Origin of the sequence: Paracoccus binzhouensis (assembly GCF_016446475.1) — a bacterium.
GTDB classification, from domain to species: domain Bacteria; phylum Pseudomonadota; class Alphaproteobacteria; order Rhodobacterales; family Rhodobacteraceae; genus Paracoccus; species Paracoccus binzhouensis.
Genome location: NZ_JAEHFP010000147.1, coordinates 1 through 9,535 on the forward strand (window position 1 = coordinate 1; position 9,535 = coordinate 9,535).

At 72.4% G+C, this 9,535-nt stretch carries 9 protein-coding genes; 5 read left to right on the forward strand and 4 right to left on the reverse strand.

Annotation, left to right across the window (positions count from 1 at the left end; translation table 11 throughout):
* Nucleotides 1-2,608: amino acid adenylation domain-containing protein (locus I9P22_RS21660; RefSeq protein ID WP_199262032.1), on the forward strand; the 2,608-nt coding region annotated here is incomplete at its 5' end.
* Here I9P22_RS21660 and I9P22_RS21665 read toward each other — a convergent pair.
* Together I9P22_RS21665 and I9P22_RS21670 are read right to left on the reverse strand one after the other, a co-directional pair.
* On the reverse strand, nt 2,577-2,861 hold the full coding sequence (locus tag I9P22_RS21665) for a hypothetical protein (RefSeq protein WP_199262034.1): 285 nt from the start codon (nt 2,859-2,861) through the stop codon (nt 2,577-2,579). The two genes, I9P22_RS21660 and I9P22_RS21665, sit on opposite strands and share 32 nt — an antisense overlap.
* A gap of 65 nt (nt 2,862-2,926) precedes the next feature.
* Entirely contained in the window at nt 2,927-3,760 is an 834-nt protein-coding gene (locus I9P22_RS21670; protein WP_199262036.1) for an alpha/beta hydrolase, read from the reverse strand.
* 144 nt (nt 3,761-3,904) lie between these two features.
* Here I9P22_RS21670 and I9P22_RS21675 point away from each other — a divergent pair, with 144 nt between their 5' ends.
* The 4 genes from I9P22_RS21675 to I9P22_RS21690 all read left to right on the forward strand — a co-directional run bounded on the left by I9P22_RS21675 (nt 3,905) and on the right by I9P22_RS21690 (nt 8,278).
* Nucleotides 3,905-5,311: a Vgb family protein gene (locus I9P22_RS21675; protein WP_199262038.1), complete on the forward strand. Its 1,407-nt coding sequence runs from the start codon at nt 3,905-3,907 to the stop codon at nt 5,309-5,311.
* Nucleotides 5,312-5,376: 65 nt separating this feature from the next.
* Nucleotides 5,377-6,471 carry an ABC transporter substrate-binding protein gene (locus I9P22_RS21680; protein ID WP_199262040.1) on the forward strand — a complete coding sequence of 365 codons (1,095 nt, stop codon included), beginning with the start codon at nt 5,377-5,379 and terminating at the stop codon, nt 6,469-6,471.
* Nucleotides 6,450-7,502: a FecCD family ABC transporter permease gene (locus I9P22_RS21685; protein ID WP_332909059.1), complete on the forward strand. Its 1,053-nt coding sequence runs from the start codon at nt 6,450-6,452 to the stop codon at nt 7,500-7,502. The genes I9P22_RS21680 and I9P22_RS21685 overlap by 22 nt, the downstream gene beginning before the upstream one ends.
* Nucleotides 7,502-8,278 (forward strand): ABC transporter ATP-binding protein, encoded by a 777-nt coding sequence (locus I9P22_RS21690; protein ID WP_199262042.1) that lies wholly within the window; start codon nt 7,502-7,504, stop codon nt 8,276-8,278. Before I9P22_RS21685 ends, I9P22_RS21690 begins: the two co-directional genes overlap by 1 nt.
* Nucleotides 8,279-8,308: 30 nt before the next feature.
* Here the strand turns inward: I9P22_RS21690 and I9P22_RS21695 are convergent, their stop codons facing one another.
* Together I9P22_RS21695 and I9P22_RS21700 are read right to left on the reverse strand one after the other, a co-directional pair.
* A complete protein-coding gene (locus tag I9P22_RS21695) occupies nt 8,309-8,728 on the reverse strand; it encodes a DUF1178 family protein (RefSeq protein ID WP_199262044.1) in 420 nt (139 codons plus the stop codon).
* A 32-nt stretch (nt 8,729-8,760) separates the two neighbouring features.
* Nucleotides 8,761-9,535: 3-deoxy-D-manno-octulosonic acid transferase (locus tag I9P22_RS21700; RefSeq protein ID WP_408635217.1), on the reverse strand; the 775-nt coding region annotated here is incomplete at its 5' end.

Consider the following 9,535-nt stretch of genomic DNA (forward strand, 5'->3'; position numbering starts at 1 on the left):
CGGCACGCTGGCCGAGGTGCCGACCGCCAGCCCCGCCGAGATCGCCGCGGCAAGGGCGCGGGCCGAGGCGACCCGCCACCCCCTGCCCGACACCACCCTGACCGCGCTGGTCGAGGCGCAGCTTGCCGCCACGCCCCAGGCCCCCGCCGTCAGCTTCGGCGCCGACTGCCTGGATTTCGCGGCGCTCGACCGCCGCAGCGCCGCCCTGGCCGCGCGGCTGCTAGAGCTTGGCGCCGGTCCCGACCGCATCGTGGCGGTGGCGCTGGAACGCTCGCTGGAGCTGCCCGTGGCGCTGCTGGCGATCCTGCGCGCGGGCGCCGCCTATCTGCCGCTGGACCCGGCGCATCCGCCCGAGCGAATCGCCCGCATCCTGGCGCAGGCCCGGCCGGCCGCGGTGCTGACCTCGGCCGACCTCGCGGGGCTGTTTCCCGACGGCACCGGGCTGCTGCCGCCCGGCGACTGGCCCACCGACCCGCCGGCCGAGGGCCGCCCCAAGACCGCGCCGGCGCCGGGCGACCTGGCCTATGTGATCTTCACCTCGGGCTCGACCGGCGAGCCCAAGGGCGTCGCCGTCGAGCATCGCGCCATCGTCAACCGCCTGCTGTGGATGCAGGCGCATTACGGCATCAATGCCAGCGACCGCATCCTGCAGAAGACCCCGGCGACCTTCGACGTCTCGGTCTGGGAGTTCTTCCTGCCGATGATCGCCGGGGCCGAGCTGGTCATGGCCCCGCCCGGCGCGCATCGCGACCCCGCCGCCATCGCCCGGCTGATCCGGGAACACGGCATCACCACCTGCCATTTCGTGCCCTCGATGCTCTCGGCCTTCCTGGCCGCGCCCGCCTCGCAGGGGCTGGCGATGGCCCGCGTCTTCTGCTCGGGCGAGGAGTTGACGGCGGATCAGCGCGACCGTTTCCACGCCCGGATCAAGGCCGAGCTGCACAACCTCTACGGCCCGACCGAGGCGGCGGTGGATGTCAGCTACTGGCCCGCCGGCCCCGAGGACCGCGCCAACCCGGTCCCGATCGGCTTTCCGGTCTGGAACACGGCGCTGGAGGTGCTGGACGACCGCATGCGCCCGGTGCCGCCGGGCCTGGCCGGGCATCTGTATCTGGGCGGCGTGCAGCTGGCGCGCGGCTATCTGGGCCGGCCCGACCTGACGGCGGAACGCTTCATCGACGCGCCCCAGGGCCGGCTTTACGCCACCGGCGATCTGGCGCGGCTGCGGCCGGACGGGGCGGTGGTCTATCTGGGCCGCTCGGACCACCAGGTGAAGATCCGCGGCCTGCGCGTCGAGCTGGGCGAGATCGAGGCGGCGATCATGGCCTCCGGCCTGGCCCGCGAGGCGGTGGTCATCGCCCGCGAGGACCATGCCGGCGAAAAGCGCCTGGTCGCCTATCTGGTGCCGGCGGCGGACTGGCGGCCGGGCCTGCTGGCCGAGCGGCTGGCGGCCAGCCTGCCCGCCTATATGCTGCCCGCGGCCGAGGTGGCGCTGGAGGCGCTGCCCGTCACCTCGAACGGCAAGCTGGACCGCAAGGCGCTGCCGGCGCCGGAATTCGCCGCCGCCGGCCGGGCGGCCGAAACCCCAACCGAGCAGCTGCTGGCCCGGCTTTACGCCGAGATCCTGCACCTCGATGCCCCCGCCCCGGCCGAGGCGGATTTCTTCGCGCTCGGCGGCGATTCGCTTTCCGCCGTGCGGCTGGCGCAGGCGCTGGAGGCCGAGACCGGCCGCGATCCCGGCCTGGGCACCATTTTCGAGCAGCCGGTGCTGGCCTCGCTGGCCGCCGCACTGGATGCGCAGGCGCCGCGCGACGACGGGCTCGGCCCGCTGATCCTGCTGGCCGAGGGCGACCCGCAGGCGGCGCCCTTGTTCCTGATCCACCCGGCCGGCGGCCTTGCCTGGGGCTATCGCGGGCTGGCGCGGCGCATCGCCCCGGCACGGCAGGTCTGGGGGCTGCAGCATCCCGGCCTCGACCCGGCAGTGGCGATGCCCGAGAGCCTGGCGGCGCTGGCCCGGGACTACGCGCAGCGCATCGCGGCACTGGTGCCGGACGGCCGGCCAGCGCATCTGGCCGGCTGGTCGGTCGGCGGCATCCTGGCCCAGGAAATCGCCGCGATCCTGTCCGAGACCGGGCGCGAGCCCGGGCTGGTCGCCATGCTGGACAGCTATCCCTGCGACGCCTGGCGGAACGAGCCCGAGCCCGACCCGGTCGCCGCGCTGCGCGCCCTGCTGGCCATCGCCGGCTACGACCCCGAGGCGCATCGCGACCTGGACACGCGCGAGGCGGTGGTGGCCTTCCTGCGCCGCGGCGACAGCGCCCTGGGCGCCCTTCCCGAGCCGGTTTTGGACGGGGTGGTGCGCACGGTGACCGGCACCAACCGGCTGATCCGCGGCCATCACCACCGCCGCTTTGGCGGCCGGGTCACGCATTTCCGCGCCGCCCGCGACCACCAGGACGGCAAGCTGACCCCGGCAATGTGGGCGCCCTATGTCTCCGGCCTGGAGGTCATCGACCTGCCCTTCCTGCATGCCGAGATGACCTCGGCCGAAGCCACGGCGCTGATCCTGCCCGAGCTTACACGCCGGCTGGCGGCAATGCCGGCCTGACCGGCGGCGTCCCGACCGGCGGCGCACTCCCGGGCGGCGGCTGCGCCTTGCCGGCCTGCGGGAAGGCCAGCGGAAACACCTGCGCGACAAGTCCGCCCGCCAGCCCGGCAAGGCCGGGCAGAACCTCGCCCGGGTCCCATCGCGCGGCGGCAAAGGCGGTGCAGCCGATGCGGCAATCCGCCTGCATCCGCGTCGCGCCCAGCACGCAAAGCGCGATCCCCAGCATTCCCAGCGCATATCTGACAAGGAACATGCGAATCCCTCCGTTCCCCGGGGTTCCGTTCCCGGACAGGGAAGCAGGGATTCGCAAAGATCCGGTTAATCCGCGGCCGCGAAGGGCAGCACCAGCGGGAAAGAGCCCGCCAGCGTCTGGATATGCACATGGCCGGGCAGGACATGAAGCTGCGCCCGGTGGCCGGGATGGCGGGCCAGGTCGGCGACGAACTGCATGGTCGCCGGCGCCGGCCCGTCCGGCGGCGGGCCGGCGCTGCCCGAACGCTTCTCGCGATCCCCCAGCGCCACCAGCAGCGGCAACGATGCGGGCGCAGCTTCCTGCGCCACCCGGCGGATCAGTGCCTCGTCCCACCAGATCGAGGGGCTGATCGCCGTATGGCGGGCAAAGCCCTGCGGCCGGGCCAGCAGCGCATAAAGCGCGAACAACCCGCCGAAACTGTGCCCCCAGAGCGTGCGGCGGGCGGGATCGACGGGCAGGCCGGCCTCGGCCGCCTCGCGCAGCGGGCCGGTCAGCCGGTCGTGGAAGATCGCGGCGCCGCCGGCCATGCGGCCCGGATGGACATGGTCGGGCCGCAGCCCGTCGCCCGGCCCGTCCGGCGCGGTGAAATCCAGCGTCCGCAGCTCGCGCGCGAATTGCCGGTCGGTGTCATAGCCCACGCCGACGATCATCAGCCCCGGGGCCAACGCCAGATGCTCGGGCGTCAGGAAATCAAAGGCGGCATTGCCGTCCAGCATGTAGAGCACCGGCCAGCCCCGCGCCGGCGCCGGCGCACGGGGCACGGCCAGGAACAGCCGATAGCCGGGGCCGACCGCCACCACCTTCTGCGACAGCGCATGGCTCGGCGCGCCGGTCTGGAAGATGCGCAGCTCGGCCTGCTTCCTGGCGTGATCCGGTCCGACCTGTCCAGCCTGCGACATCTTGCGACAATCCTTTCGTTCACAAAGCTATCTGCCCGGGCCCGCGTTAGTTGACAAGGACCATCAGGATTATAGGGTGCCGCCTGACCCGAGCCAGCCCCAGCGGTCAGCCACGTCCGTTCCCCCTTGTTCAAGGAGTTCTTCATGGCCATCCAATCCCGCTATCGCCTCCGGTCCCTGCTGGGCGCCTCGGCGCTGGCGCTGTCCGCTCTTTCCGCCCCGGTGCTGGCCGACACGATCTTCACCAAGCCGCTGGTCGATTTCGCCGGCCATGTCAGCGCCGGCGGCGAGGGCCGCGCCCCGGTCCACCAAGGCGGCAAGGCGGTGATCGAGGGCGAGGAGATGATCCCCGGCCAAACCGTCACGCTGATGCGCGGGCCGAAGGTGCTGAACCCCGAGCCGATCACCGTGGCCGAGGACGGCACCTTCCGCTTCCCGCTCGACATCGACGCCGAGGCCGAGACCGGGCTGCAGCCCATCGTGGTCATCACCGAGAACCCGGCCTCGGCCGAGGTGGTCGAGCTGAAGGTCTCGCCCCAGGTGCCGGTGAGCGGCACCGAGAAATTCGCCGTCGCCAGCCAGCCGGTGGTGCGCGGCCTCTACCAGGTCAAGGCGAACGCGGCCGGGGATGCGGTCTTCGTCACCAGCGCCGTCGGCCGCCCGCCTGTCAAGGAGGCCAAGCTGGTCAAGCTCGACCCGCAGACGCTGAAGATCGTCGCCGAGGTCACCCCCGCCACCGCCCCCGCGCGCGAGGATGGCCGCGAAGGCGGCCTGTTCGCAGTCTACGGCGTGGACGTGGACGATGCGAACGGCAATGTCTGGGTGACCAATACCCGCCAGAACACCGCCTCGGTCTACCGGCAGTCCGACCTGTCGCTGGTCAAGCAGTTCGCGCCGGGCGCCGTGCCCCATGCCCGCGACGTGGTGGTGGACGAGGCCAATGGCCGCGCCTATGCCAGTGCCACCGGCACGCCCAATATCGAGGTCTTCGACACCAAGACGCTCGAGAAGCTGGAGCCGATCACCATCCCGTCGCAGATCCGCGGCGAGGACTTCTCGACCATGGCGCTGGACATCGACGAGGCGGGCGGCAAGCTGGTCACCGTCAGCCTGTCCACCCCCGAGGCGGCGGTGGTCGACCTGGCCTCGGGCGAGGTCAAGGTGATCCCGCTGCCCGGCGCCAAGGCCGCCTCGGGCGTGGCCTACGACCCGAAGGAGGGGCTGATCTTCGTCGCCTCGCAGGCCACCGACAACCTGCTGATCGTCAAGGCCGAGACCGGCGAGGTGATCCATGACGTGGCGGTCGGTGCCGGGCCGCTGAACGTCGCCTTCGAGCCGGTCAGCCGCCTGGCCTATGTCGCCATCCGCGGCTCGGGCACCATCGCCGTGGTCAGCCCCGAAGGCGAGATCGTGGCGAATATCGACGCCGGCAGCCTGCCCAACCAGCTGCGCGCCGACGGCAAGGGCAATGTCTGGGCGGTGAACAAGTCCAAGGGCGAGGACGACGAGGCCGGCGACCGCATCTGGCGCATCACGCCCGCGGCAGGCTAAGAAGCATCCGAACCGGCCGGGGCGCGCGCATCGTTGCGCCCCGCCATCCCAGACCCGGAACCGCCATGATCCTGACCCGCCCCCTGCTTGCCGCCGCCGCGCTGATCGCTTCGCTGGGCCTGGCCCGCGCCGATGTCACCGCGACCGACATCCTGGGGCGCGAGGTCACGCTGCCCGAGCCGGCCCGGCATATCGTCCTGGGCGAGGCGCGGCACCTGTCGGTGCTGGGGCTGATCCACGACGACCCGGTCTCGCTGGTCAGCGGCTGGCGGCTGGCGCGGGCGCTGGACGAGCCGACCCTGGCGGCCTATCGCCGGAAATTCCCCGATATCGACCAGATCAAGCCGGTCGGCGCCGGGCCGCGCGGCCTGTCGGCCGAGGCGATCATCGGCCTGCATCCCGACCTGGTGGTGCTGACGCTGATCGACCAGAACGACCCCGGCACCGAGCTGGTGCGCCAGCAGATCGAGGCGGCGGGCATCCCGGTCGCCTATGTCGACTTCTTTTCGCACCCGCAGGAGAACTCGATTCCCAGCCTGCGCATCCTGGGCAAGCTGACCGGCGCCGAGGACCGCGCCGAGGAATTCGCCGATTTCTACCAGACCCGGCTGGACCGGGTCCGCGACCGGCTGGCCGCCACCACCGAACGGCCGCGGGTGTTCTTCCATGTCCATGCCGCGCCCACCGGCTGCTGCTCGACGGTGGGCTCGGGCGTGTTCAACGATTTCATCGTCACCGCCGGCGGCCGGAACCTTGGCGCCGAGACGGTCAAGACGCCCGTCGGCAATGTCAGCCTAGAATATCTGATCGGCGCCGATCCCGACATCTATATCGCCACCGGCGGCACGCATATGGCGGCGCGCGGCGGGCTGGTGCTGGGCTCGGAGGTCGATGCCGGGACCGCGCAGGCCAGCTTCGAGGCGCTGATCTCGGCCCCCGGCTTCTCGGCGCTGCGGGCGGTGGAACAGGGCCGCGCGGCCGGCGTCTGGCACATGTTCAACGATTCGCCCATCCATATCGCGCTGATCGAATACCTGGCCAAGACCTTCCATCCCGACCTGTTCCAGGACGTGGACCCGAACGCCACCCTGGCCGAGATCAACGCCCGCTTCTCGCCCGTCACCGTGCCGGGAACCTGGTGGGTGACGCCGCAGCCATGAGCGACGCGACGCTGAGCCGCTATCACCGGCAGGGCCGGCGCAACTCGGCCCTGGTGGGGGTGCTGGCGCTGGCGGCGCTGGCGGCGCTGCTTCTGGACCTGATGACCGGCCCGGCCGGGCTGGCCTTGGCCGACACCCTGAAGGCCCTGGCCGGCGGCGAGGTGGCGCGCGGCACCAGCGTCATCGTCTGGGACGTGCGCCTGCCGGTCGCGGCGATGGCGCTGCTGGTCGGCGCGGCGCTGGCCCTGGCCGGGGCCGAGATGCAGACGGTGCTGGAAAACCCGCTGGCCGAGCCCTTCACCCTGGGCGTCTCCGCCTCGGCCGCGCTTGGCGCCGCGGTGGCGATCGTGCTGGGCCTGTCCCTGCCCGGCCTGCCCGCGGTCTGGAGCGTTTCGGGCAATGCCTTCCTGTTCGCGCTTGGCGCGCTGGGGCTGCTGCAACTGCTGGGCCGGATCCGCGGCGGCGGGCCCGAGGTGCTGATCCTGTTCGGCGTGGCGCTGAACTTCACCGCCGCGGCGCTTCTGTCGCTGGTGCAATTCGTCGCCTCGGCCGATGCGCTGCAGCAGCTGGTGTTCTGGACCATGGGCAGCCTCGCCTCGGCGCAATGGCCCGGCGTGATGCTGATCGCGGTGGTGCTTGCCGGCTCGGTGCCGTTTTCCTTCCGCGCCGCCTGGAAGCTGACCGCGCTGCGGCTGGGCGAGGATCAGGCGCGCAGCTTCGGTGTCGACGTGACCGGGCTCAGGCGCTGGACGCTGTTCCGCGTCAGCCTGCTTTCGGCCGCCGCCGTGTCGATGGTCGGGGTGATCGGCTTCGTCGGCCTCGCCGGCCCGCACATCGCCCGGATGCTGGTGGGCGAGAACCACCGCGTCTTCCTGCCCGCCAGCCTGCTGACCGGGGCGCTGGTGATGTCGCTGGCCTCGACGCTGTCGAAGACGCTGGTGCCCGGCGTGCTGCTGCCGGTCGGGCTTGTCACCTCGCTGATCGGGCTGCCGATCTTCTTCGCGCTGATCCTGCGCGGCAGGCGGCGCTGATGCAGGGCTTGCTGGCGCAGGGCATTTCGGTGCGCTATGGCGCGCGCAGCGTGCTGGCAGGGCTGGACCTGCCGCTGCTGCGCCCGGGCGAGGTCACGGTGCTGGCCGGACCGAACGCCGCCGGGAAATCGACGCTGCTGCGCGCCATCGCCCAGTTGCAGCCGCATGGCGGCAAGGTGCTGCTGGACGGGCGCGACCTGGCGCATGTGCCGATGCGCGACCGCGCCCGGCTGGTCGGCTTCATGCCGCAAAGCCTGCCGGCCGGCTCGTCTCTGGTGGCGCTGGAAAGCGTGATCGCGGCGCTGCGGGCGGGCGACACGCTGGGCGCGCGCGGCGCCGATGCCACCGCCATGGCGGTGCTGGACAAGCTGGGCATCGGCGCGCTGGCACTCGAGCCGCTCTCGGCTCTCTCCGGAGGCCAGCGGCAGATGGTCAGCCTGGCGCAGGCCATCGTGCGCGACCCGCGGCTGCTGCTGCTGGACGAGCCGACCAGCGCGCTGGACCTGGCGCGGCAGGTGCGGCTCCTATCGGAGCTGCGGCGGCTGGCGGCCGAGGGGCGCATCGTCGTCGCCGTGCTGCACGACCTGGCGCTGGCGGCGCAATGGGCCGACCGGATCGTGCTGATGCATGGCGGCCATACCCATGCCGAAGGCCGGCCGGAATTAGTGCTGACCCCCGCCCTGCTGGCCGAGGTCTATGGCGTCGAGGCCCGCGTCGAGCGCTGCTCGCGCGGCCGGATCATGGTGCTGATCGACGGCGAACACGCCCCGGGCTGACGGCGCACAGGGCCTGACCCTGACGCCCGCTCAATGCGCGCGCTGCCGGGCGCGGAACGGCAAGGGCGCGACCGGGACCCCGTCCTCGAGCAGCTTCTTCGCATCTTCCAGCCTGGCCTCGCCATGGATCGCGCGCTCGGGCACCAAGCCCTCGTGCATGGCCCGCGCCTCGGCGGCGAAGGACATGCCGACATAATCCGAATGCGCCTCGACATGCTGGCGCAGCTTTTCCAGCGCCGCCTCGCGCGGGTCGCGGGGGCTGTGCAGGTCCGGGGCATCGTCGCGGCCATGCGTGACGCGGGGCGCCATCAGCGCCTTCTCGACATGGGCCGAGCCACATTGCGCACAGGTCACCTGCCCCGCCTTCCTGAGGCTCTCGAAACCTTCGGAATTGCGAAACCAGCCATCGAATTCATGGCCTTGGTCACAGCGCAGGTCATAGCGGATCATGTCGACTCCTTTCCCTGCAAATATCGGGCCGCTCAAGGGGTTGTGCAAGGCCGCGCCCGCGCGAGGGCCGCGATCCGCGCGATCAGCGTGGCAGGATTGCCCGCCTGCGCCAGCAGCAGCGCCCGCGCGGCCTCGCCCATGCGGCGCTGCCGGGCCGGGTCGCGCAGCAGGTCCGCCAGCAGGGCCGGCAACCCGGCGGCATCGCAGGCCAGCGCCCCTCCCGCCGCGTCCAGATCGGCATAGGCGCCGGCCTGGTTCGCGACATGCGGTCCGTGCAGGATCGCGCAGCGCCAGGCCGCCGGTTCCCACGGGGTATGGCCCCCGTGATCGGCGAAGGAGCCGCCGGTGATGCAGATGCCGGCGGCGCGATACCACAGCGCCATCTCGCCCAGCGTATCGGCCAGCAGCAACGACGCCTCCGGCCCGCCGCCGCGGCTGCGGCGGGCGAAATCCAGCCCGCGCGCGGCGATCAGCGTCGCCACGGCATCGCCGCGCCCGGGGTGGCGCGGGGCCAGGATCAGCCGCAGCTCCGGCTCGACCTGCCGCGCGGCCTGCCAGGCGTCCAGCATCGCCGCATCCTCGCCCTCATGGGTCGAGGCCGCCAGCACGGTGCGACAGCGGTCCGGCGCATCCTCGCCCGGCTCGATCTGCGCCGGACCCAGCAGCTTCAGGTTCAGCCGCGGCGTCAGCGCCTCGGGCCGCAGCCCCAACGCCAGCAGCCGCGCCTCGCCGGCCGCGTCCTGCGCCGACAGCGCGTCGACGCGGCGCAGCATCGGCCCGATCAGCCCCGGCAGCCGCCCCCCGCGC

Coding starts and splice junctions, on each gene's coding strand:
- I9P22_RS21665 (WP_199262034.1), bottom strand. CDS start 2,861: ATGTTCCTTGTCAGATATGCGCTGGGAATGCTGGGGATCGCGCTTTGC.
- I9P22_RS21670 (WP_199262036.1), bottom strand. CDS start 3,760: ATGTCGCAGGCTGGACAGGTCGGACCGGATCACGCCAGGAAGCAGGCC.
- I9P22_RS21695 (WP_199262044.1), bottom strand. CDS start 8,728: ATGATCCGCTATGACCTGCGCTGTGACCAAGGCCATGAATTCGATGGC.
- I9P22_RS21680 (WP_199262040.1), top strand. CDS start 5,377: ATGATCCTGACCCGCCCCCTGCTTGCCGCCGCCGCGCTGATCGCTTCG.
- I9P22_RS21690 (WP_199262042.1), top strand. CDS start 7,502: ATGCAGGGCTTGCTGGCGCAGGGCATTTCGGTGCGCTATGGCGCGCGC.
- I9P22_RS21675 (WP_199262038.1), top strand. CDS start 3,905: ATGGCCATCCAATCCCGCTATCGCCTCCGGTCCCTGCTGGGCGCCTCG.